The sequence below is a fragment of the Pseudoclavibacter sp. RFBA6 genome (genome assembly GCF_002931575.1).
GTDB classification, from domain to species: domain Bacteria; phylum Actinomycetota; class Actinomycetes; order Actinomycetales; family Microbacteriaceae; genus Pseudoclavibacter; species Pseudoclavibacter terrae.
In genome coordinates this window covers 120,515-143,858 of the sequence record NZ_PSUA01000012.1, presented here as the reverse complement: position 1 = coordinate 143,858, position 23,344 = coordinate 120,515, and the positions used below count along the sequence as shown (strand labels likewise).

The 23,344-nt window shown below is 67.7% G+C and carries 18 protein-coding genes; 9 read left to right on the top strand and 9 right to left on the bottom strand.

Annotated features, from left to right (window positions below; translation table 11 throughout):
* Positions 1-3 precede the first annotated feature (3 nt).
* The gene (locus C5C17_RS10575) at positions 4-3,021 is read left to right on the top strand and encodes a bifunctional [glutamine synthetase] adenylyltransferase/[glutamine synthetase]-adenylyl-L-tyrosine phosphorylase (RefSeq protein ID WP_104253346.1); all 3,018 of its coding nucleotides are present in this window, start codon (positions 4-6) and stop codon (positions 3,019-3,021) included.
* Between the two features lie 50 nt (positions 3,022-3,071).
* On the opposite strand, the gene C5C17_RS10570 is transcribed toward C5C17_RS10575, so the two are convergent.
* Together C5C17_RS10570 and glnA are read right to left on the bottom strand one after the other, a co-directional pair.
* On the bottom strand, positions 3,072-3,398 hold the full coding sequence (locus C5C17_RS10570) for a hypothetical protein (protein ID WP_104253345.1): 327 nt from the start codon (positions 3,396-3,398) through the stop codon (positions 3,072-3,074).
* Between the two features lie 126 nt (positions 3,399-3,524).
* A complete protein-coding gene (gene glnA, locus C5C17_RS10565) occupies positions 3,525-4,949 on the bottom strand; it encodes a type I glutamate--ammonia ligase (protein WP_104253344.1) in 1,425 nt (474 codons plus the stop codon).
* Between the two features lie 168 nt (positions 4,950-5,117).
* On the opposite strand from glnA, the gene C5C17_RS10560 reads away from it, so the two are divergent.
* Positions 5,118-5,543 carry an RDD family protein gene (locus C5C17_RS10560; RefSeq protein WP_104253343.1) on the top strand — a complete coding sequence of 142 codons (426 nt, stop codon included), beginning with the start codon at positions 5,118-5,120 and terminating at the stop codon, positions 5,541-5,543.
* A gap of 36 nt (positions 5,544-5,579) precedes the next feature.
* Here the strand turns inward: C5C17_RS10560 and C5C17_RS10555 are convergent, their stop codons facing one another.
* Positions 5,580-6,299, bottom strand: coding sequence for a DUF4191 domain-containing protein (locus tag C5C17_RS10555; RefSeq protein ID WP_104253342.1), 720 nt, complete (start codon positions 6,297-6,299; stop codon positions 5,580-5,582).
* Positions 6,300-6,415: 116 nt separating this feature from the next.
* On the opposite strand from C5C17_RS10555, the gene C5C17_RS10550 reads away from it, so the two are divergent.
* Positions 6,416-8,089 carry a hypothetical protein gene (locus C5C17_RS10550; RefSeq protein ID WP_104253341.1) on the top strand — a complete coding sequence of 558 codons (1,674 nt, stop codon included), beginning with the start codon at positions 6,416-6,418 and terminating at the stop codon, positions 8,087-8,089.
* Between the two features lie 17 nt (positions 8,090-8,106).
* On the opposite strand, the gene sucB is transcribed toward C5C17_RS10550, so the two are convergent.
* The 3 genes from sucB to C5C17_RS10535 form a co-directional block, all read right to left on the bottom strand.
* On the bottom strand, positions 8,107-9,582 hold the full coding sequence (sucB, locus tag C5C17_RS10545; protein WP_104253340.1) for a 2-oxoglutarate dehydrogenase, E2 component, dihydrolipoamide succinyltransferase: 1,476 nt from the start codon (positions 9,580-9,582) through the stop codon (positions 8,107-8,109).
* Positions 9,583-9,614: 32 nt separating this feature from the next.
* The gene (lpdA, locus tag C5C17_RS10540) at positions 9,615-11,015 is read right to left on the bottom strand and encodes a dihydrolipoyl dehydrogenase (protein WP_167516528.1); all 1,401 of its coding nucleotides are present in this window, start codon (positions 11,013-11,015) and stop codon (positions 9,615-9,617) included.
* A 91-nt stretch (positions 11,016-11,106) separates the two neighbouring features.
* Positions 11,107-12,573 carry a leucyl aminopeptidase gene (locus C5C17_RS10535; RefSeq protein WP_104253338.1) on the bottom strand — a complete coding sequence of 489 codons (1,467 nt, stop codon included), beginning with the start codon at positions 12,571-12,573 and terminating at the stop codon, positions 11,107-11,109.
* 102 nt (positions 12,574-12,675) lie between these two features.
* Here C5C17_RS10535 and C5C17_RS10530 point away from each other — a divergent pair, with 102 nt between their 5' ends.
* The 3 genes from C5C17_RS10530 to C5C17_RS10520 all read left to right on the top strand — a co-directional run bounded on the left by C5C17_RS10530 (position 12,676) and on the right by C5C17_RS10520 (position 16,568).
* Entirely contained in the window at positions 12,676-13,590 is a 915-nt protein-coding gene (locus C5C17_RS10530; protein WP_104253337.1) for a proteasome assembly chaperone family protein, read from the top strand.
* Positions 13,591-13,710: 120 nt separating this feature from the next.
* Positions 13,711-15,027 carry a nitrate/nitrite transporter gene (locus C5C17_RS10525; protein WP_104253336.1) on the top strand — a complete coding sequence of 439 codons (1,317 nt, stop codon included), beginning with the start codon at positions 13,711-13,713 and terminating at the stop codon, positions 15,025-15,027.
* 131 nt (positions 15,028-15,158) lie between these two features.
* A complete protein-coding gene (locus C5C17_RS10520) occupies positions 15,159-16,568 on the top strand; it encodes an RNA polymerase sigma factor (RefSeq protein ID WP_104253335.1) in 1,410 nt (469 codons plus the stop codon).
* A gap of 112 nt (positions 16,569-16,680) precedes the next feature.
* Here the strand turns inward: C5C17_RS10520 and C5C17_RS10515 are convergent, their stop codons facing one another.
* On the bottom strand, positions 16,681-16,920 hold the full coding sequence (locus C5C17_RS10515) for a hypothetical protein (RefSeq protein ID WP_104253334.1): 240 nt from the start codon (positions 16,918-16,920) through the stop codon (positions 16,681-16,683).
* A 226-nt stretch (positions 16,921-17,146) separates the two neighbouring features.
* On the opposite strand from C5C17_RS10515, the gene C5C17_RS10510 reads away from it, so the two are divergent.
* Complete coding sequence (locus tag C5C17_RS10510) at positions 17,147-18,430, top strand: Mur ligase family protein (protein ID WP_244296105.1); 1,284 nt, start codon at positions 17,147-17,149, stop codon at positions 18,428-18,430.
* Positions 18,427-19,185, top strand: a complete 759-nt coding sequence (locus tag C5C17_RS10505) for a type 1 glutamine amidotransferase (protein ID WP_104253333.1) — start codon at positions 18,427-18,429, stop codon at positions 19,183-19,185. Before C5C17_RS10510 ends, C5C17_RS10505 begins: the two co-directional genes overlap by 4 nt.
* 48 nt (positions 19,186-19,233) lie before the next feature.
* Here C5C17_RS10505 and C5C17_RS10500 read toward each other — a convergent pair whose 3' ends face one another.
* Both C5C17_RS10500 and C5C17_RS10495 read right to left on the bottom strand, forming a co-directional pair.
* Positions 19,234-20,286 (bottom strand): alanine racemase, encoded by a 1,053-nt coding sequence (locus C5C17_RS10500; protein WP_104253332.1) that lies wholly within the window; start codon positions 20,284-20,286, stop codon positions 19,234-19,236.
* Positions 20,283-20,963: an alanine racemase C-terminal domain-containing protein gene (locus C5C17_RS10495; RefSeq protein WP_181028551.1), complete on the bottom strand. Its 681-nt coding sequence runs from the start codon at positions 20,961-20,963 to the stop codon at positions 20,283-20,285. The genes C5C17_RS10500 and C5C17_RS10495 overlap by 4 nt, the downstream gene beginning before the upstream one ends.
* Positions 20,964-21,184: 221 nt before the next feature.
* Here C5C17_RS10495 and C5C17_RS10490 point away from each other — a divergent pair, with 221 nt between their 5' ends.
* On the top strand, positions 21,185-23,284 hold the full coding sequence (locus C5C17_RS10490; RefSeq protein WP_104253331.1) for a type IIA DNA topoisomerase subunit B: 2,100 nt from the start codon (positions 21,185-21,187) through the stop codon (positions 23,282-23,284).
* Positions 23,285-23,344 lie beyond the last annotated feature (60 nt).

Genomic DNA, 23,344 nt, shown 5'->3' with positions numbered 1-23,344 from the left:
GCCGTGCGCTCCGACGGACTGCGCACGCGCCTCGCAAGGGCCGGATTTGCCGCGCCAAGCGAGGCAGAGCCGCACCTCGCGGAACTGACCGAGCTCACGGGGGTGCGTGCGGACGACCTGTTCTCGGTCGTCGACGAGCGCGTCGCGGACCCGGACCAGGCGCTGCAGTGGCTCGTGTACCTCGCCAGGCAGCACCCGAGTGCGGTGGACTCGCTGTTCGCCGAACGGCCCAACGCGAAGACGGTGGTGCGCCTGATCGGCGCATCGACCGGCCTCGCCGAGTTCTTCCTGCGGCACCCGCGCACCATGGAGGTCGTCCAGTCGGGTGAGGCGGAGCTGCCGACCCGTGAGGAGCTGCAGCGTCGCATGGCGGCGAGCGTGGGCGTGGATGCCGAGCGCGCTGACGCCGACGGTGGCTTCGGCATGGCGGTTGCCCAGCTGACCGGGTCCGATGCGATTCGCTCGCTCCGCATCCGCTACCGCACCGAGCTCGCGCGAATCACCGCGTTCGACCTCGCTCAGGATGATCAACGCGGGTGCGTCCGAGAGGTGAGCCGTGCGCTCGCCGATCTCGCCGGAGAGACGCTGGATGCGGCCATCATGGTCGCGCGAGCGGAGACGCAGTCGCCACCGAGCGGTTTCGGTCGATTCCCCGCCGAACAGGTCGAGTGCGTTCGCCTCGCGATCATCGGCATGGGCAAGGCGGGCGCGGAGGAGCTCAACTACATCAGCGACGTTGACATCATGTTCGTCGCCGAGTCGTCAGACCCCGAACGAGTCGCGGTGCCGAGGGCGGTCGAGATCGGGACGCGGCTCGCGAGCCTCACGATGCGCGTCATCGATTCCACCGACGTCGAGCCGGCCCTGTGGGAGGTGGACGCGAATCTCCGTCCAGAGGGCAAGGACGGCGCGCTGGTCAGGACCATCGACTCGTACGCCAAGTACTACGAGCGCTGGGCGAAGAACTGGGAGTTCCAGGCCCTCATCAAGTCACGGGCCATGGCGGGCGACCTGCGCCTCGGCTCGGACTTCGAGCGCAGAGTCGAACCGATGATCTGGGCGAGCGCCAGCCGGGCCGACTTCGTCAAGCAGGTGCGCGCCATGCGTGAGCGCGTGACCGACCACATCCCCGCCGAGGAGGTCGACCTGCAGCTCAAGCTCGGCCCGGGCGGTCTGCGAGACATCGAGTTCACGGTGCAGCTGCTCCAGCTCGTGCACGGGCAGCACGATGAGAGCGTCCGAGAGCGCTCGACGCTCGCGGCCCTCGAAGCGCTCAGCGAGGGCGGGTACATCGGGCGGGATGACGCGAACCAGTTCTCGTCGGACTACGAGTTCCTGAGGCTGCTCGAGCACCGCATCCAGCTGCGCGCGCTCCGACGCACGCACCTCATGCCGACCAGCGACATCGAGCGTGCCGTGCTCGCGCGCTCCGCCAGCTTCGCGAACTCCCGAGAGCTCACGGACGAGTGGCAGCGGGTGAAGCTGCGGGTCAGGGGTCTGCACGAGAAGGTCTTCTACCGGCCACTGCTCTCTGCGGTCGCCGCCCTGCCCACGGCTGGCTTCGCGCTCAGCTCGGACCAGGCAGAGGCTCGATTGCGCGCGATCGGCTTCCTCGACCCCAAGGGCGCGCTCGCGCACATCACCGCGCTCGTGAAGGGCGTCTCCCGGCGTGCCATCATGCAGCGCACGCTGCTCCCGGTGCTCATCGACTGGTTCTCGCAGGGGAGCGACCCGGACAGCGGGTTCCTCGCCTTCCGCAAGCTCTCAGAGCGTCTCGGCGACACGGCCTGGTACCTGCGGCTGCTGCGCGACAGCTCGGCCGCCGCGAAGCGCCTGACTCAGCTGCTCTCGGGCTCCAAGTTCGCGGCGGAGTTCTTCGAGCTCTACCCGGAGGCGGTGAAGTGGCTCGATGACGACGCGCAGCTCAAGCCGCGTTCGCTCAGCGCGCTCCTCGACGAGGTTGCGACGACGATCCGTCGTCACGACGACGAGGTGGCCCTCCGACGTGCTCTGCGCACGTTCCGCCGCCGAGAGGTGCTCCGTCTGGCGATCGGCGGGCTGCTGAGCCTCATCGACATCAAGCAGACGGGGGCCGGCCTCTCGGATATCGCGACGGCGACCCTGCAGGGCGCGTACGACGCGGTCCGTCGCATCGACAGGGTCGAGTATCCGCCATTCGCGATCATCGCCATGGGCCGCTACGGCGGCCGCGAGCTCGGTTTCGGCTCGGACCTCGACGTGCTCTACGTGTTCGAGCCCGGTGACTTCTCCAACCCTGACCTCGCGAGCCGGCGGGCCCTCGCGCTCGTGCACCGCATCGTCGAGTTCACGGCGGACCCGCGGATGCCGATCGACCTGGATGCGGGTCTCCGGCCCGAGGGCAAGTCGGGCCCGCTCGTGCGTTCCCTGTCGGCCTACCGCAGCTACTACGCGCGGTGGTCTCTCGGGTGGGAGACGCAGGCGCTGCTCCGCGCCCACGATGTCGTCGGCGACGCGAACGTGCGCGACCGCTTCATGGACCTGGTCGACGACGTGCGCTACGGCAAGGAGCTCTCCGAAGACGGGCTGCGTGAGGTGCGCAGAATCAAGGCGCGCGTGGAGAACGAGCGTCTTCCGCAGGGAGCTGACCCGAAACGCCACCTGAAGCTGGGCCGCGGCTCCCTGAGCGACGTCGAGTGGCTCGCGCAGACCCTGCAGCTGCAGCACGCGATGCACACAGCGGCACTTCGCACGACCTCGACCCTCGAGACCCTCGACGCCGCCCAGGAAGCGGAACTGCTGACGCTTGCCGAGGCCAATCAGCTCAAAGACGCGTGGCTCCTGGCGTCTCGGGTGCGTTCGGCGCTGTACCTGGCCACGAACAAGCAGTCGGACCTCCTCCCGCAGGACGGTCCGACGCTCGACGCCGTCGCGCGGGCCCTGGGCTACGCGCCAGGCTCTGGTCCGCTCCTCGAGGACGACTACCTGGGTGAGACGCGCCGAGCGCGGCGCGTGTTCGAGCGACGCTTCTACGGCGAGTAGCACGGATGCGGGGCAGTCGCACGTTCACCGACCGAGGCTGGGACGGGCGTCTAGGACTCTGCGGCCTGCTGGTCGTGGATCGCCCGTTCGAGGCTGTCGGCGATCAGGACGGCGTCGAGGCCCGACTGCCGGCCGATGCCGACGGCGTGCTGTGCCTCATGCGAGGCGAGGGCCTGCAGCGCCGACTTGGCGGTGGTGAACTCGTGGGCGAGGAGCTCGTCGATGCAGCGATCGACGTCGGCATTGTGCCGCTGCCAGTCCTCGCTCTGCGGCTCGGACGACAGGCGGCGGACGGCCGCCGCGTGGATGCTCGCCGCGATGCGCTTGTGGTGGTCGATGGCGGCCAGGGCTTGCGCGCGAAGCTCTTCGTCGTCCATCCGTCCAGCTTGCCACGTCGTCGAGCGTCAGCCTGAGCGGATGCGGAGACACCGGCGCCGGCGCCTAAAGGCGACCGGCCCGCCTCGCGGGAGCGAGACGGGCCGGTCGCGGAACTGCTCTGACGGCTACACGCCGTAGTAGAGCTCGAACTCGTACGGGTGCGGGCGCTGCGCGAGCGGCTGCACTTCGTTGACCGTCTTGTAGTTGATCCAGTTCTCGATCAGCTCCGGCGTGAAGACGTTGCCCTTCGTGAGGTACTCGTGGTCAGCCTCGAGAGCTGCGAGCGCCTCGGGCAGAGAGGTCGCGAGCTGCGGGATGTTCTTCGCCTCTTCCGGGGGAAGCTCGTAGAGGTCCTTGTCGACGGGCTCGTGCGGCTCGATACGGTTCTGGATGCCGTCGAGGCCAGCCATGAGCTGGGCGGCGAACGCGAGGTACGGGTTGGCCGAGGCGTCCGGCGCGCGGAACTCGATGCGCTTCGCCTTCGGGTTGGAGCCCGTGATCGGGATGCGGATCGCAGCCGAGCGGTTGCCCGCCGAGTAGACGAGGTTGATTGGGGCTTCGAAGCCCTTCACCAGGCGGTGGTAGGAGTTCGTCGTCGGGTTGGTGAATGCGGCGAGCGAGTTGGCGTGCGCGAGCAGTCCGCCGATGTACCAGCGAGCCGTGTCGGACAGCGAACCGTAGCCGGCCTCGTCGTAGAAGAGCGGCTCGCCGTCCTTCCACAGCGACTGGTGCGTGTGCATGCCGGAGCCGTTGTCGTTGTAGAGCGGCTTCGGCATGAACGTGGCCGACTTGCCCCACTGCTCGGCCGTGTTCTTGACGATGTACTTGAACTTCAGGATGTCGTCAGCGGCGCTGACCATCGTGTCGAACCGGTAGTTGATCTCCTGCTGGCCGCCCGTGCCCACCTCGTGGTGCGAGCGCTCGAGGATGAAACCGGCTTCGATGAGCTTGAGGGTGATGTCGTCGCGCAGGTCAGCCGTCTTGTCGACGGGGGAGACGGGGAAGTAGCCGCCCTTGAACGGCGTCTTGTTGCCGAGGTTGCCGCCCTCTTCTTCGCGGCCCGAGTTCCAGGCGCCCTCTTCGGAGTCAACGGAGTAGAAGCTCTGGTTCGACGTCACGGAGTAGCGCACGTCGTCGAAGATGTAGAACTCCGCCTCTGGTGCGAAGAACGCGGTGTCCGCGATTCCCGTCGAGGACAGGTAGTCGACAGCCTTCTTCGCGACCTGGCGGGGGTCGCGGTGGTAGATCTCACCCGTGCGGGGGTTGTAGATGTCGAAGACCATGATCAGGGTCTTCGCCTCGCGGAACGGGTCGAGGTACGCCGTGGTGACGTCGGGGATGAGCTGCATGTCCGACTCGTGGATCGACGCGAAGCCGCGGATCGAGGAGCCATCGAAGAGCTGGCCGACGGAGAAGAACTCCTCATCGACGGTCGACGCGGGGATGTTGAAGTGCTGCTGCACACCGGGGAGGTCGGTGAAGCGGATGTCGAGGAACTTGACATCGTTGTCGGTGATATAGGCGAGGACTTCAGACGGTTCTTTGAACATGGCTTCTCCGGGTCGTGTCGAAGGTGTTGGCGGACGGGGTCCTGTCACAAGCTAACCACTCGCTGTTGCCCAGTGGTCACTGTTATGTTTCGCGCACGTTACGCAGAGCGTGATAGTGCGGCCGTCAGGGGCCCGCCCTCCGCCTCTGTCCGACGGTAAGCTTTTCGGATGCCCGCACAGTCAAGCAGCCCGGAGTTCGCTCGACCGGAGAACAACCGCTACCCGGGCTACCGCCTGGGCTACCCGGAAGAGGGTCGTGGCAGCATGGCGCCGATGCGCCGCCGCGTGCCGGCGCTCATCATCGACTACGCGGTTGCGGCGGGACTTGCCTTCGTCTTCTTCGAGTACGACTCGATCGCCATTCTGCTGCTCTTCTTCGCGATGACGACCGTCGGGATCATGCTGTTCGGCGGCTCCATCGGGCACCTGGTGTTCCGGATGCGAGTCACGAGGCTCGATGGCTCAGCGCCTGGCTACCTTCGACCCCTGCTCCGCCAGCTGCTGGTGACGCTCGTGCTTCCCATGCTCGTGTGGGACAGCGACCAGCGCGGCGGTCACGACATCATGACGAAACTCGCCCTGCGGCTCGTGTAGAGCGGCAGGGCGAGTCTGTGGCGGGGATGCTGCAGGTCAGCGCATCTGCGAACGCGAGGAGCGCATCCGCATCGGGTCGATCCCCTTGGGGATGGGGAGGGCGTTGCTGCCGAGCGCCTTCAGGCGGCTCGTCACGGCGACGATCTCCGGCTTCGTGAGCTTCTTCGGGAGCTTGTTGAGCGTCTTCCGGATCTGCACGAGCTTCACGTCGTCAGCTCCCGTGCCAACGTGGAAGTGGTGGATCGGGACGTTCGGCAGGATGCGCGCGGTCTTGCGGCGCTCATCGTCGAGCAAGCGCTTCGTGCCGGCCTTGCTGCCCTCGCTGAGGATCACGACGCCGGGCTTGCCGACCGCGCGGTACACGGCATCCTGCGTCTTGGCGTTGAACGCGACGGGCATCTCGCTCGTCTGCCACGTTCCGCGCAGGGCGCTCGTGAGCACCTGGCCTGCAGCACCCGCGCGGCCTTCGAGCTGCCCGAACGCAACCCGTTCGGCGCGCCAGTTCAGCGTGAACATGAAGAGGAGCAGACCGACCATGAGGCCGAGGATCATCGTGAGGATCCAGATGAGCGCGTTCGACCCGGGGAGGAAGATGCTCACGAGCGCTGCGATGATCAGGGGGACGAGCACGGCAGCGGCCATGATCCAAGGTGCGGTCTTGTCGTACTTGACCGTCATCTTGAGGACTTGCCAGATCTGCTTGAAGCGACCCGGCTCTTTTTCCGCTGCTGCGCTGGCTTGTGGAGAGTTCGCCATAGTGCATCCAGAATACCGGCACTTCACCCCGTATTCACATTCGGACTCGTGACGACTTCTCCACAGACGATGAAGCTTGTCCGCTCCTGGCGCGAACTGGGCGTCAGAATCTCCGTGTGCAAGCCAGAGACCAGCGCAGAACCACCCGCAGCCAGGCTCCCGCCTACCTCGATATCGCGGGTTGGCGGGTCGTCGACGTGCTCTCGGACGACGGGCCCTGGCACCGCTACCTCGCCGTGGCGCGCGAACGGGCTGCGTTGGCTGACGACGACTGGCTGGCCGGCCCATCTCTCTCGCACCCGAGAGTCGTCGCTCCTGCGCCCACGGAGGCCGTCGAGCTCGTCGTAGAGGCGTCGCCAGGCCCGGGACTCACGCTCTCCGAGGTCTGCGTGCTGCTCGAGGAGATCGACGCCCCGAGTGCTCCTGCAGTCCGCGATATCGGTCAGACCGAGCACCGGGACGCGGTGGTCGTCCTCGAGGCCACGGAGGGGTCGAGCGTGGAGGAGCTCCTCGACCGGCCTCACCCCCTCACGGCGGGGGAGATCGTGACGATCCTCGCCTCCATCGCGGAGACTCTCGTGGAGCTGCACGAGCACGGCGTGGCGGTAGGCCCGTTCGGATGCGACGACGTCCGCCTCACCCTGGCCGGGCGACCGGTTCTCAAGAGCTGGCAGACGGTGACTCGTCTCGAGCAGAAGGGCCGCCCGAACGCTGGTGTGCTCCGAGACTGGCGGTCCTTCGAGTCCCTCGCAGATCTGGTGCTGGCGCATCTGCCTCCGGAGACCGAGCTTCCTGCCGCTCTGGAGCGCGAATTCGACCGCTGCCTGTCGGGGGAGATTGACGAGGGGCTCGGTGCGCGACTGATTGACGCCCTGTTCACCTGGCAGGACGCCGCGGAGATCCACGACCCGGCGGTGGGTGAGCCCAGGCCCTGGCGCGCCGTGCTGGCGGAACAGGTGCCTGGGGCTGTGTCGGGGAGCCCAGTGATCGACCCGTCAGCGGATGGCCCCGCAGGTCGAGGTGCTGGTCCGACGCTCCTCGACGATGACAACCGGGGTCAGGACCCGTCGGGGCGTCTCGCCCATGTCGGGGACGTCGATGGGCCCCGTCATCCGCTCGGTGCCAGGCGCGGCGACGTCCACGCGACGCGCGAGGTCGCCAGCGGGCGTGAGCGACGGACGCGGCGACATCGCGGTTCGAGGGCGCCGCAGCCGTCTGCCATCCGGATGCCTTACCGCATCGCGGCGGTGGCCGCGCTGGTGATGTGCATGTGCGCGGTCGTCATCGGGGTGGCGAGCAGTCGCAGCGGGGGAGACGGCGCTGATGGCCCGAGCGACAGCGGCGCCACTCCAACGGCGAGCCAGCAGACGCAACAACCTCAGGAAGCGACCGCTCCAGAAGTGCAGACACCAGCACAACCTGAACAATCGGCACCAACGGAGACAGTGCATGACTGGCGAACCGCGGCGGCGACCGATGATCCTGCCGCGGCTGCTGCGGCGCTCGTGGCAAGACGGGCCGAGTGCCTCGCCACGGCCGCCGCCGGCTGCCTCGAGGAGGTCTACCAGAGCGACGCGCCGGGACTCCATGCCGACCTCAACCGACCAGAAGGAGCCCAGGACGAACTGGCCAGCCTCCCCGCGGCGACGCTCCGGGACCGCTACGGGGATTTCGCCGTGGTGGAGCTGTGGCCACAAGGCGCGGCGCAGACGGCAGAGACGCCACCGGCCTCCCTCACGATCGCTCGTGGGGAGGCCGGATGGCGTCTACGCGATGTTCGAGTGGCGTGAGCCGCTCGAGGACGCTGCTAGATTCCGAGGTTGCCCTCGAACGCGCCCTCTTCGAGGCGGTTCTTGATCTGCGAGAGGAAGCGAGCCGCGTCCGCACCGTCGATGATGCGGTGGTCGTAGCTCAGGGCGAGGAAGACGAGCGAGCGAATCGCGATCGACTCCTGCCCATCGGCCGTCTTGACGACCGCGGGACGCTTCGCGACGATCCCGGTACCGAGGATCGCGCTCTGCGGGAGGAAGACGACTGGCGTGTCGAACAGCGCACCACGCGAACCCGTGTTCGTGACGGTGAACGTGCCACCGGCAAGCTCATCGGGGAGCAGCTTGTTGTCGCGCGTGCGCTCCGCGAGGTCAGCGATCTGACCGGCGAGACCCGCGATGTCGAGCTCCGACGCCTTCTTGATGACCGGCGTGAGCAGTCCGCGCTCCGTGTCGACCGCCATGGCGATGTTCTCGGACTCCGGGTAGAGGATGGAGTCACCGTCGACCGTGGAGTTGATGATCGGGAAGCTCTGCAGAGCCTCGGCCGCCGCCAGCGTGAAGAACGGCAGGAACGAGAGCTTGTTGCCCGTCTTCGAGTGGAAGTCGCCCTTGACGCGATCACGGAGCTGCGCGATTCGAGTCACGTCGACCTCGACGACCGTCGTGAGCTGAGCCGTCGAGTTCATCGACGCCACCGCACGCTCGGCGACGACCTTGCGGAGACGCGACATCTTCGCCGTCGTGCCACGCAGCTCGGAGACCTCGAACGGAGTCGGCTCGCCCGGCGTGCCAGTCGAAGCGGCCTGCGCGGGAGCTGCGCTCTTGCTCGACTCGGCGAACGCGACGACGTCCTCCTTGCGGATGCGTCCACCGACGCCCGTGCCCTGGACCTTCGAGAGGTCGACGCCTGCGTCGGCAGCCAGCTTGCGGACAAGCGGCGTTACGTAACGCGGGTCGGAGCTGGACGCGGCCTGGGCCGAGTCACCGCTCTGCTTCGGCTGCGAGGGCTGCTTGGGCTGTGCCGGCGGCTTCGGAGCTGATGCGGACTGCTGCGCGGTCTGCGCTGCGGGCGTCGCCGCCTCCTTGGCGGGAGCGTCGGACGTCGTCTCCTTCTCGGGAGCAGGCTCGGCGTAGCCCTCGTCTTCCTTCTCGGCGGGTGCCTCTTCGGTCTCAGGAGCCGCGGCGGGCTGCGAGGTGGCTTCCGCCGCCTCCTCGACCTCTGGCTCGGCCTCGGCCTCGGCCGGGGCGCTGTCGTCGGAAGAGGCCGCACCTGAGCCGTCACCGAGGCGTGCGAGGACGGCGCCGACCTCGACGGTCTCGTCTTCTCCGACGAGGATCTCCTCGAGGACGCCGGCGATCGGCGACGGGATCTCGGTGTCGACCTTGTCAGTCGAGACCTCGAGCAGCGGCTCGTCGACCTCGACGGTGTCGCCGACGCTCTTCAGCCAACGGGTGACGGTTCCTTCTGTGACACTCTCGCCGAGTGCCGGGAGCGTTACGTCTTCGCTCATGATGTTGGTTCTCCTTGAGTGGTTCTGGCGGGTCAGAGGGCGTGCAGCGGGACACCGGCGAGCAGACGGGCTGCTTCGCCGATCGTCTCACCCTGCGTCGGGTGGGCGTGGATGAGGTGTGCGACGTCCTCTGGGTAGGCCTCCCAGTTGACGATGAGCTGAGCTTCGCTGACGAGCTCGCCGACGCGGCCACCGATCATGTGGACGCCGACGATCGGGCCGTCGTTGACGCGGACCAGCTTGACCGTTCCGCTCGTGCCGAGGATCGAGCTCTTCGCGTTGCCCGCGAGGTTGTACTCGGCGGTGGAGATCGCGTCGTCGCCGAACTTCTCCTTGGCCTTGACCTCGGAGTAGCCGACGGAGGCGATCTCAGGGTCGGAGTACGTGATCTTGGGGATGTTGATGTCCTCGACCTGAACGGGGTTGAGGCCGGCGATCTGCTCGGCGACGAAGATGCCGTGCTGGTAGCTGCGGTGTGCGAGCTGGAGACCGGGAACGATGTCGCCGATGGCGTAGACACCGGGAACGTTGGTCTGGAGCGTCTCATCCACCGGGACGAAGCCGCGGTCGGTCGTGACGCCGACCTCCTCGAGGCCGATGCCCGCAGTGACGGGGCCGCGGCCGACCGCGACGAGGAGCAGGTCCGCGTCGAGCACGTCGCCGGACTCGAGCTCGACGTGCACGCCGTAGTCGTCCTGCGTGACGCCCTTGAAGCGGACGCCGAGCTTGAAGTCGATGCCGCGCTTCTTGTACGCACGCTCGAGCTGCTTGGAGACGGACTCCTCTTCGGCGGGCGCGAGGTGCTTGAGGCCCTCGACGATCGTCACCTCGACACCGAAGGAGCGCCAGACGCTGGCGAACTCGAGGCCGATGACGCCGCCGCCGAGGATGACGACGCGGTTCGGGAGCCAGGTGAGCTCGAGCGCCTGCTCGCTCGTGATGACGTTGCCCGAGATCTCGAGGCCAGGGAGCGAGCGCGAGAAGGAGCCGGTCGCGAGGACCACGTTCTTGCCCGTGAGGGTGTCGTCGCCGACCTGGACGCTCGTGGGAGAGACGAGCTTTCCCTCGCCCTGGAAGACGGTGACGCCCTTGGCCTTCAGGAGACCCTGCAGGCCCTTGAACTTGCTGGCGACGATGCCCTCGCGGAAGGCGTTGACCTTCTCGATGTCGACGCCCTGGAATTCGGTCAGCACGCCGACTGATGCGGCTTCGTGTGCGTTGTCTGCAAGCTCTGCAGCGTGGAGCATGGCCTTGGTAGGCACGCAGCCACGGTGGAGGCAGGTGCCTCCGAGCTTGTCCTTCTCAACGAGAGCGACGGTTGAGCCCAGCTGAACGGCGCGGATAGCTGCGGCGTATCCCGCACTTCCTCCGCCAAGGACGACGAGGTCGAAATTGTGTTCTGACACCCGGAAAACTCCCTCAATGGAATTCATAGAGAAGCGGCGGCCGGTCTGTGGTCGCCACGCGCGGCGAAATTACCCCTCAGGGAAGCCTACACGCGTCGAACTGGCAGGAATAACCAGCTCAGGCACGTGACTCGAGCAACGCGATGAGCGTGCGCAGCATGACCCCGGTCGCGCCCTTGGGCACGTAGCCGTAGGCCGCCGACTCGTTGTTGGACGGGCCGGCGATGTCGAGGTGCACCCAGGGGAGGGCTCCGCATCCGTCGGCACGGTCGCCGACGAATCGCTCGAGGAACGCCGCCGCGACGAGCATGCCCGCCGAGCGGTTGCCGGAGCGCATGTTCGCGAGGTCCGCGACGGGCGACTTCAAGGTGTCGCCGACTTCCTCGGGGATCGGCATCGCCCACGAGGGTTCGCCGACGGAACGCGAGGCGTCGACGACACTGCGGATCCACGCGTCGTCGTTGCCCATGACAGCGGTCGTGCGGTCGCCGAGTGCGACGACCTGTGCTCCCGTGAGCGTCGCGATGTCGATGATGAGGTCGGGGTGCTCCTCGCTCGCGGCCGCGATGCCGTCCGCCATCACGATGCGTCCTTCGGCATCGGTGTTGGTGATCTCGACGGTCTTGCCCCCGTAGATGGTCACGACGTCGTCTGGACGCGTGGCCGTGCTCGACGGCATGTTCTCAGCGATGCACAGCCACCCGGTGACAGCGACCTGGATGCCGAGCTCGGCGGCTGCCTGGAGGACTCCGATGATGGTCGCGGCGCCGGCCATGTCGAACTTCATCCCGACCATGGAGGCCGCGGGCTTGAGCGACAGGCCACCCGTGTCGAAGGTGATGCCCTTCCCCACGAGCGCGATGTGCAGCTCAGCTCCTTCTGGGCGGTACGCGAGGCGGACCAGGCGGGGGCCGCGTGAGGACCCCTGGCCGACGGCCGTCAGACCGCCGTACCCGCCGTCACGCAGCTGCTGTTCGTCCCAGACGCGGGACTCGAAGCCGTTCTCGTGGGCGACTCGCAGTGCGATGTCGGCCAGCGCGGCCGGCGGGAGGTCGTTCGGCGGCGTGTTGACGGCGTCTTGGACGAGAGCGACGGCGTTCGCGAGCGTCGTGGCACGCGCGTTCTCCGCTGCGGCGCGGTCTCGGTCACTCGTGACGACCGTGATGGTCGTGAGCGCGTCGTCGTCCAGTTCCGACTTATAGGCGGTGAAGCGATAGCTGGCGAGCAGCGCACCGAGCAGGACCGCCTGGCGGATGGCCGGCTCGAGCGCATCCGCGTCGATCGCGACCGCAGACGTTCCCGCGGCGCGAGCGAGCGCCCCTCCAGCGCGTCGCGCCTGCTCCTCGTCGCTGCCGTCGCCGAGCCCGAGCGCTATGGCGGCACGCACCCCACCCTCGTGCGGGACCGCGATCTTCTGCGTCTCGCCGATCTTCCCGCAGAACCCGGTCGCCTCGAGCGACGGCCCCAGGTCTGGGAGCCCAGGGGGAGCCGAGATCGTCAGAGCGTCATCGAGTCGGAGTACTGGGAGCACCAGCAGCTGTGCGTCGGGGGCGGATTCGGCGAGTTCGAGGATGGCGTGCGTCATGCACGCAAGCCTATTGCGGGCCCGAGGGGCGAGGCTGGCGGGCGCGTGCGCCAAGCGCGAACGCCCGCGCAGGGGTCAGCGTTCCGACCTAGCATTGTGCGTATGAGCGAGACTGAGCGCATCTTCCGAGTGGCTGCCGCATGGCATGACGTGCCTGCTGGTCTGCCCCTCATCGTGGCGCTGCGTGGCGGTCACGACGCGGGTGCCGTGGCCGCGCAGGTCTCAGACGAGATCGTCGGGCTGGACGAGGACGCGCGGATCGTCGCGGAGTTCGATGTCGACGAGCTGTACGACTACCGGGCGCGCCGCCCGATCGTGTCCGTGTCGAACGGGCGCGTGAAGTCTGTGACGGAGCCGAGGCTCGATCTGCGTCTCGTCACGGACGAGCTCGGCCAGGAGTTCCTGTTCCTGTCCGGCTTCGAACCCGACTACCGCTGGCGCCTCTTCAGTGAGGCGCTCGTGAGCGCGGTCGACGCGCTCGAGGTCTCGTCGACGACGTGGGTCCATGCCGTGCCGATGCCGGTGCCGCACACGCGTCCGATCCGCATCGCGGCGACAGGCAACCGAGAGGAGCTCGTCGATTCCCTGTCGGTATGGAATCCGACCACCGAGGCCCCGGCGCACGTGATGCAGTACTTCCAGGTTCGTGCGGAGGAGCTGGGGCATCCCGTGCTCAGCCTCGCGATGCTCATCCCGCACTACGTCGCCGACTCGTCGGTACCGGCGGGGGCCGTCGCCGCGCTCTCCGCGCTCGGCAGCGCGACGGGCCGCATGATCGCGACCGAGGCGCTGCGTGAGCGCGACCGCACCTTCCGTGCCGGGGTGGATGCTGAGCTCGAGTCGAATCCCGACGGGCAGAAGCTCATCCACGCCCTTGAGACTCAGCATGATGCGTACCTGCAGAATCTCGCCGTGAGCAACGACTTCGAGGATGCGGCAGGGGAGCTGCCTTCCGCTGACCAGCTCGCCGCCGAGATCGAGCGCTACCTGGCACTCGGTAGAGACGACGACGCCTGAGCAGAACGAGGGACGAGGCCTCGCCGCCGAGCCGGACGTTCTCTGCGTCTGATCGGCTGAGGAACCTGCCGATCGGCAGAGCGTGATCGGCCGGCTCGCCGACGCGAGAGAATAGGCGAGATGAACCCTCGTCTTGCTCCCGCGATGTTCGCCATCACGGCGACTGCATACTTGGTCGCCGTGACGCAGCGCTCGTCGCTCGGGGTCGCCGGCGTGCTCGCGAGTGAGCGCTTCGACGTCGGCGCGACCGCACTCTCCACGTTGGCCGTCGCTCAGCTTGCGGTCTACGCGGCGCTGCAGATCCCCGTCGGCATGCTGCTCGACAGGTTCGGGCCGTCGCGATTGATCCTGGTCGGAGCCCTGCTCATGTCGGGTGGCCAGCTGATCGTGGCGCTGGCCCCGGAGCTCGGCGTCGCGGTCCTGGGCCGGATGCTCGTCGGTGCCGGGGACGCGACGACGTTCGTCTCCGGGCTCCGTATCATCGCCGCGTGGTTCCCGCCGCGCCGGGTGCCGATCTTCGTGCAGTGGTACGGCAACCTGGGTCAGCTCGGTCAGGTGCTCTCCGCGGTGCCATTCGGGTTCCTGCTCCGCACCACGTCATGGACGCCTGCCTTCCTCTCGGTTGCGAGCCTCGCGGTCGTCACGGCTGTGGCCGTGGCCGTCTTCCTCCGTGACAGCCCCGAACTGCGTCGTGCGGGTGAGGCGATCAGTGTTCGCGGCGTCCTCGGCAAAGTCGGCCAGGCCGCCAAGCGCCCTGGCACGAGGCTCGGGTTCTGGGCGCACTTCACGACCCAGTTCCCTGGCACGGTCTTCGGCCTGCTCTGGGGGTACCCGCTCATGACCCAAGGCCTCGGCCTCGAGCCTGCTGTCGCGTCGTCGCTCCTGCCGGTCATCGTGCTCGCCGGCATGGTGCTCGGTCCCTTCCTCGGCGTCCTGACGGGGCGCTACCCGCTGAGACGCTCGAACCTCGTGCTCATCTGCGCGCTCCTCATCCTCGTCGTCTGGGTCGCGATGCTGCTCTGGCCGGGTCTGCCTCCCCTCTGGCTCCTGATCGTGCTGCTCGTCGTCATGGGAATCGGCGGCTCGGGATCGGCGATCGGCTTCGACTACGCGCGCACGTTCAACCCAGCCTCGAGCCTCGGCTCTGCCTCCGGCATCGTGAACGTCGGCGGCTTCGTCGCGAGCTTCACGACGATGTTCCTCATCGGCATCTCCCTCGATGCGCTGGGGATCGGAGTCGCTGGCGCCGTCGACTGGCAGCAGTACAAGCTCGCCTTCTGGGTGATCCCCGGCATCATGCTCGTCGGCCTCTGCGGTCTTCTGCTCAGTCGTCGCCGCACCCGCGGCCGCATGGCGCGCGACGAGGGAATAATCATCGACCCGATCTGGGTTGCTATAGGCAGGAAATGGTTCGGTTCCGGACGGCGCGGATTGTGAATGCACGGCCGCAATCCAGGGTTTCGTCCGAAACCGTGCCATAATCAACGGATGGACCCTGCGGGTCTGCCTTCGAGCAGACTTGACAAGGGCCTTCCTTATGCCCGCACCGTGACGAGAGGGGTCTGAACATGGCGACACGCACGGGAGCTACCACGGCTACTGCAGAAGCAACCGAGGAAGTCATCAAGAAGGCGCCGGCGCGCAAGCGCGCGACGCCGGTCAAGGACGCGAGCGCCGACGCAAGCGCCGCAGCCGAGACCGAGAGCACCACTGACGACGCCGCGACGGCGAAGAAGCCCGCCGCCAAGCGCGCGCCCGCGAAGCGCAAGGCTGCCGCTGCGGCCGATGGCGCACCCGCGAAGGCGGCGCCTCGCAAGCGAGCAGCTGCGAAGAAGAAGGTCGACGGCGACGAGCCAGAAGACGGCGTCGACGAGGCTGAGATCGAAGAAGTCGACCAGGAGGCGGATGTCGCCGACAGCCCGGAGTCCGATGACGACTCGGTGAAGCCGGCCGATCCGAAGGACGCCAAGGCTGACGCCGAGAAGGCACGCGTCCAGGGTGCGATCGTCCTCACGCCGAGCGACGATGAGGAAGAGACTCCGGTCTATTCCGCTGCCATCACGGGTGCGACCGCCGACCCGGTCAAGGACTACCTCAAGCAGATCGGAAAGGTCGCGCTGCTGAACGCGGCTGAAGAGGTCGACCTCGCTATGCGCATCGAGGCCGGACTGTTCGCCGCGGAGAAGCTCAAGGAGCAAGAGGGCGAGCTCGACAAGCAGCTTGTTCGCGAGCTGAAGTGGGTTGCCCGTGACGGCGACCGGGCGAAGAGCCACCTCCTCGGAGCGAACCTCCGTCTCGTCGTCAGCCTCGCGAAGCGCTACACGGGGCGCGGGATGCAGTTCCTGGACCTCATCCAGGAGGGGAACATGGGCCTCATCCGTGCTGTCGAGAAGTTCGACTACACGAAGGGCTTCAAGTTCTCGACCTACGCCACCTGGTGGATCCGTCAGGCGATCACGCGAGCCATGGCAGACCAGGCGCGCACGATCCGCATCCCGGTGCACATGGTCGAGGTCATCAACAAGCTCGCCCGAGTCCAGCGTCAGATGCTGCAGGACCTCGGCCGCGAGCCAACGCCAGAAGAGCTCGCCAAGGAGCTCGACATGACGCCCGAGAAGGTCGTCGAGGTGCAGAAGTACGGCCGCGAGCCGATCTCGTTGCACACGCCACTCGGTGAGGACGGTGACAGCGAGTTCGGAGACCTCATCGAGGACACCGAGGCCGTCGTCCCTGCGGACGCCGTGAGCTTCACCATGCTCCAGCGTCAGCTCGAATCGCTCCTCGACTCGCTCGCGGAGCGTGAGGCTGGAGTGATCCGCATGCGCTTCGGCCTCGGCGACGGCATGCCGAAGACGCTCGACCAGATCGGAGACACGTTCGGCGTGACTCGCGAGCGCATCCGCCAGATCGAGTCGAAGACCATGGCCAAGCTGCGCCACCCGTCGCGTTCGCAGTCGCTGCGCGACTACCTCGAGTAGCGAGCACTGCCGCGCTGGCGTCGTGCCAGCACCGAGAAAGGCCCGGATGCATCTGCATCCGGGCCTTCTCCGTGTGCGGCGCTGGCCGCGCCAGCGCGTCGTGTGTCGTTGCCTACTCCGCAGTCTGTCCCGCGGCGGCCTTCTCGCCGTGCAGGCGAGCGGTCTCGTCGTGCCAGGCCACTGCCTGCTGGCGGAGCTTTTCTTCGTGGCGCGTCGCGTGGTGTGCGCAGAAGAGGAGTTCTCCGGCGCTCAGCTGGACTCGGACGTACGCCTGGGCTCCGCACGCGTCGCAACGGTCTGTTGCGGCGATGGGCGCCGAGTCGGTGCGCAGGGCCGTTGTGCTCTCCGTCATGATGCCTCCAAAGCTCGGTGATCTTGCGATCACGACAATTAGAGCACGCGAGCCGAAGTTCCGCGTGATTCGAGGGGCCAGGTTCGCCCTGCGCGTAGCCGCCTCCGGCCCGGGTGACGTCAGTCGCCGCGTGGCGTGCCCATGAGATACTTGCGGCGGTCGGCGAGACGGGGGATTCTCGTCGCCTCGACGACAGCGCAGGCAGTGCGCGGAAACGGGAGTGTGCATGGGTGGCAAGCTGCGGCGGATGATCGCCGTCGGTCTCGGACGGAGCGCGCGCGGAGCGATGCGGCTCCGCGGGGGTGGCTCCGCGGTCCCAGGCAGGGTGGCACTCGCCATCTCCCCGGACTTCCTCGAGACGGCAGTCGCGAAGCTTCCGCTCGGCGTCATCTTCGTCTCCGGCTCGAACGGGAAGTCCACGACGACGCACTTCCTGACCAGGATGCTGCGCCGCCACGGGCTCCGCGTCTTCACGAACTCCTCGGGTGGAAACCTGCCGCAGGGCATCGCGTCGTCGATGCTTCCCGACGTCGACGTCAACGGGAATCTGCGCGCTGACATCGCGGTCCTCGAGGTCGATGAGGCCTACGGGCCGAGGCTGCTCGCACACCTGCATCCGCGCGGCGTGCTGCTGCTCAACGTGCAGGTCGACCAGCTGAACCGCTTCTACGACCCATCGCGAGTGACGGAGTTCCTCCGCACCATCGCGGCGGCGTGCGGTGACTTCAGCGTGCTCAACGCCGACGATGCGTCGCTGAGGAGCCTGCCGCCATCGCTGGATGCGCCCGTGACCTGGTTCGGCGTGGCCCCTGAACTGATCGAGCAGTCCCCGAACGGTCTTTCCAACTTCGATGACATCTCCGCCGCGAGCGTGGAGGTCGCCGCCGGCGAGCGCGCTGTGCAGGTCGTCGCGCTGAGAGGGCGAGATGCGACGCTTCGCATCGGGGACGACGAACTCGCCATCAAGCTGCCCGCGCGCGGCCTCCACTACGCGCTCGACGCGGCCGGCGCGGCTGCGACCGCGCAGCGCATCCTCGGAGACTCCTTCGTGCCTGCCCTCGTCGCCGAGGCACTCGGCGAATCGCAGACCGTCTACGGGCGCGGCGAGGTCATGAGTGTTCGCGGTGAGGACATCGAGATCATCATGATGAAGAACCCGCCGAGCCTCCAGATGAACCTGGATGCGCTCGAGGAGGCACCTGAACAGGTCTTCGTCTCCGTCGACGAGGGCACACCAGACCCCTCATGGATCTTCGGCGCCGACCTGAGCAGGCTCGACCACGTCGACGTGGTCTCCGGTACCAAGGCCTGGCAGATCGCGACGCGTCTCGGCTACGGGGACATCCCGGTGGGACACGTCGAGCCGAACCTGGGTGAAGCCCTCGACAGGTTCCTCGCATTGCCGAAGCCGAGCCGGGGCATGAAGACGATGATCGTGAACTACGAGCAGATGATGTCGATCCGGCGCCGCCTCGGACAGTCCGGCATCGAGGGGAAGGTCAACTCATGAAGCTGCGGATCGCGCACCTCTACCCGGTCGAGCTCGGGATCAACGGGGATGTCGGCAATGTGACGGTGCTCGCCAAGCGTGCGCGTGCGCGGGGGCTCGACGTCGAGATCGTCAATGTCGGACGCGGCACACCGGCGCTGCCCGAGGCCGTCGACCTCATCCACGTCGGCTCCGGCCCGCTCGCGGCCGTGCAGACCGTGCAGGCGGACGCGCTGCGGCATGCGGAGCAGCTGCGCGAACTCGCGGCGGCAGGGGCACCGCTGCTGGCGATCGGCGGCGGCTGGGAGCTGCTCGGCTCCCGCACCACGCATGATGACGGCGAGCTCGAAGGCCTCGGCGTCTTCGCCTCGAGGGCGGTTCGCGAGCCGTCCCAGAGCGTCGCGGAAACCGTCGTGCGCACCGGGGACGGGCTCATCGCGGGATTCGCGAACCACAACGCGCTGACAACGCTCGATGCGGGTGCTGAAGCGCTCGGAGAGATCGTGCGGGGCTTCGGCAACGGCGGTTCGGCGGCCGAGAACTCGGGGCTCGAGGGCATCAGGCACGAAGCCGCGATCGGAACGCATCTGCACGGGCCGATTCTCGCGCTGAATCCGGCGCTGGCCGATCACCTGCTCGAGCGGGCGCTGCAGCGCCGCGACCCCGACAGGAGCCTCGGAGACGGGGGAGACGAACTCGCTCGCCTCGATTCGTGGTCCGAGAACGCCCGCCTCGCGCTCATGCGGCGCATCGGAGTGACGACGCCGACTTCCTGACCTTCGCCGGGGCGTGCTCGGGCACGCCCCGGCATGGGCCGGGCTTCGTCAGGAACCGGGGAACTGGCGTCGAACGCGCCCGGTGAGCCCGGTCACGATCTCATCGCCGACCGTTCCGCCCCAGCTGGCCCACTGCTCGGCCGTCGCCTCGCCACGGGAACCGTCCCCGAACACGATGCACTCGCTGCCGGCCGCGACTGCTCCCGCTGCCGGCGGCAACGCGACGACCGTCTCGTCGACGCCCACTTCGATGACGGGCGCCGCATGTCCATCCACGACGACGAAGGCCGCTGCGTCAGGGTCGGACTGGATGCCGTCTCCGAACCCGACGGCGATGCTGGCCAGCCCGTGTCGTGCGTCGAGCACCGGCGCCCGCAGCTGCATGGCAGGACGCAAGCCGAGGTCCGCGGCGCTGCGGTCGTCGAACGGTGAGATGCCGTAGGCGGCGATGCCCACGCGCACCAGGTCGAAGTGCGCCTCAGGGAGATCGATCACGGCAGCGCTCGCGCCGAGGTGCAGCAGCTCGAACTCGGCGCCGAGCGACCGGGCCTCGTCGACCGCCGCGCTGAACAGCTGCGTCGACGCGAGATCGGCGCTGTGCGATGTGTCGGAAAGGTGGCTCCAGGCGGCGACGACTTCGAGCTTCCCGAGCGCCTGCAGGCGAAGCGCCTCGGTCACGAACTCGGCCCAGCGCGGGCGGTCCGCGCCGCCACGGTGCAGGCCGGTGTCGATCTTCAGGTGCACGCGCGGGCGGACGCTGGACCCGGAGGCCGCGATCGCCTCGAGCTGCCAGAACGTCTGCACACCCAGGTCGACCCGCGCTTCGGACGCGGCGGCGAAATCGGTGCCATGGCCGTGCATCCAGGCGAAGACCGGCACCTCGACCCCGGACGCGCGCAGGGCGATCCCCGCGGTCGTCTCGAGGACGCCGAACGAGGAAACGCCCGCATCGAGGCCAGTGCGGACCACCTCGTGCAGACCGTGGCCGTACGCATTCGATTTCACCGCGAGCATGAACTGCGACCGCGGCGCGAGGGCGCCGAGCGTGCGGATGTTCTGGCTGATCGCGTCGAGGTCGACGTGCGCGACGGCACCGCTCATGTGTAGCTCCGTTCGAATCGCGGGCTCATCCGACTGGCGATCGCAGCGGCTCTGAGACCCGTCGCGTGCTGCCAGTCCAAGATGCTCGGCTCGCCACTCGCCGGATCGCCGAAGAGGATCGCAAGATCCCCAGGCGAGACCTCGGCACCATGCAGGTCGACCGAGAACTGGTCCATGGAGATGGCCCCGACGATGGTGCGAGTCGCTCCGCCGATGAGCACGGGCGCCGTGTTCGACGCGCGTCGGACGACGCCGTGCGCGTACCCGACGCCGACCAATGCGAGCTGCGTCTGCTCGGTGGTGACGTAGCTGTACCCGTAGGACACGCCTTCACCCGCCTGGACGTCCTTGACAGCAAGGACCTCGGCGCTGACCCGCATCGCGGGTCGATACGCGCGATCCGAGAGCCCGAAGAGCGAACCGCCCGTGATCCTGTCCGAGTTGACGGCATCCGCGTCGAGCAGCGGGGTGCTCAGATGAGACAGGGCCGCACGGTCGAGCTCGGGGGAGACGACGAAGCCCTCGTACCCCTCGGCGTCGAGGGCCTCGGCGACGCGGACCGCTCCGTGTCCGTACGCGTCCGCGCGGAGGTCTGCATAGCTGGCGGTCTCGGACCCGAGGAGGCGGGTCGAGTTGTCGCGGATCGCGCGAAGATCGATGTGGATGCGTCTGCGCACCGGCTCGGGAGTCTGCACGTTGTGCCCTCTCTGGTCGTCGCTGGGCGTGGTCAGGCTAGCACCGGCGGTTCCGGCCCCGGCTGAGGCGCGCGTAGGCCCGACGTGGAGTGGGAGGCGCACGAAACCCCGCATCCGGTCTACGCTCGAAGGTGGCCTGCCGCTGCTCTGCGGTCCGGCCGGGATCGAACGCATGACGACGCAGAAGAAGGACGTGGACCTCGGTGGCGAATTCCGGAGACGCATACTCAGCCAGACACCTGTCGGTGCTCGATGGGCTCGATGCGGTGCGGAAGAGGCCGGGCATGTACATCGGGTCGACCGATTCCCGGGGTCTCATGCACTGCCTGTGGGAGATCATCGACAACTCCGTCGACGAGGCCCTGGCGGGCCACGGCTCCCGCATCCGCGTCCAGCTGCACAGCGACGGGTCGGTCAGCGTCGACGATGACGGACGTGGGGTGCCCGTCGACATCGAGCCGAAGACCGGTCTCAGCGGTGTCGAGGTGGTCTTCACGAAGCTGCACGCCGGTGGCAAATTCGGCGCGAGCAACTACGGATCCGCCGGTGGCCTCCACGGCGTGGGCGCATCCGTCGTGAACGCGCTGTCCGCTCGCCTCGACGTCGAGGTGGACCGCGGTGGCAAGACCTACGCCATGAGCTTCCGCCGGGGTGAGCCCGGAGTCTTCGAGGACGGGCCAGACGGGCCGAGCCCGACGTCGAACTTTATCCCGTTCACCAGCACCAGCGAGCTCCGGGTCGTCGGAAAGGCGAAGCGAGGCGTCACGGGAACGAGAGTGCGGTACTGGGCCGACCCGCAGGTCTTCATCCGCGAGGCGAGCTTCCAGACGAACGACCTCGCCGAGCGCGCAAGGCAGACCGCCTTCCTGGTGCCCGGACTCGAGATGGTGATCGAGGACGCGCGCGACGAGTCGGCGGAGCCGACGACGCAGCGGTTCCGGTTCGACGGCGGCATCACCGAGTTCGCCGACTTCCTCGCCCCTGACGCCCCCACGACGGACACGTGGCGCATCGAAGGAAGCGGGGAGTTCACCGAGACCATCCCCGTGCTCGACGACGAGGGCCTCCAGCTCGTGACGAAAGAGGTGGCGAGGACGATGCACGTCGACCTCGCGCTCCGCTGGGGAACCGGGTACGAGACCAACGTGAAGAGCTTCGTCAACATCATCTCGACTCCGAAGGGCGGATCTCACCTCGCGGGCTTCGAGCAGGGCATGCTCCGATTCTTCCGCGCAGAGGTCGAGAAGAACGCCAGGCGCCTGAAAGTCGGCACCGACAAGCTCGACAAGGATGACGTCCTCGCCGGACTCACCGCCGTCGTGACGGTCCGCATCCCTGAGCCGCAGTTCGAGGGGCAGACCAAGGAGGTGCTCGGCACACCCGCGGCGCGGGCCATCGTGCAGAAGGCCGTGACGGCCGGCCTGACGGAGAAGTTCGCCTCCACGAAGCGCCAGGACAAGGCTGAGACGAACCTCCTGCTCGACAAGGTCGTGCAGGAGATGAAGTCCCGCCTCTCCGCGCGTGCCCACAAGGAGACGCAGCGTCGCAAGAACGCGCTCGAGAGCTCCTCGCTACCGACGAAGCTCGTCGACTGCCGGTCGAACGACGTGGCTCAGAGCGAGCTGTTCATCGTGGAGGGAGACTCCGCGCTCGGCACGGCGAAGCCGGCGCGCAACTCGGAGTTCCAGGCTCTGCTGCCCATCCGCGGCAAGATCCTCAACGTGCAGAAGGCCTCGATCTCGGACATGCTCTCGAACTCCGAGTGCGCATCGATCATCCAGGTCGTCGGCGCGGGGTCCGGTCGCAGCTTCGACATCGGCCAGGCCCGCTACGGCAAGGTCATCCTGATGAGCGACGCCGACGTCGATGGCGCGCACATCCGCACGCTGCTGCTCACGCTCTTCTTCCGCTACATGCGCCCCATGCTCGATGCGGGCCGCGTCTTCGCAGCCGTCCCGCCCCTCCATCGTGTGGTGATCATGCACGCCGGCCGCAAGCCGAACGAGACGGTCTACACCTACTCCGAGAAGGAGCTGCAGACGCTGCTCGCGAAGCTCGAGAAGCAGGGCAAGCGCTACCAGGATCCCATTCAGCGGTACAAGGGCCTCGGCGAGATGGATGAGGACCAGCTCTGGAACACGACCATGGACCCGAGCGCGCGCCTCCTGAGACGAGTCACGAACGCTGACGCTCACAACGCGGAGCGCGTTTTCGACCTGCTCATGGGCAGCGATGTGGCGCCGCGCAAGGAGTTCATCATCGAGGGATCCGAGCAGGTCGCGCGAGCGGACATCGACGTCTAGCGGCCTCCGATTCGCAGCACAGAAGAAGGCAGGCTCCCGTGGGAGCCTGCCTTCTTCGCC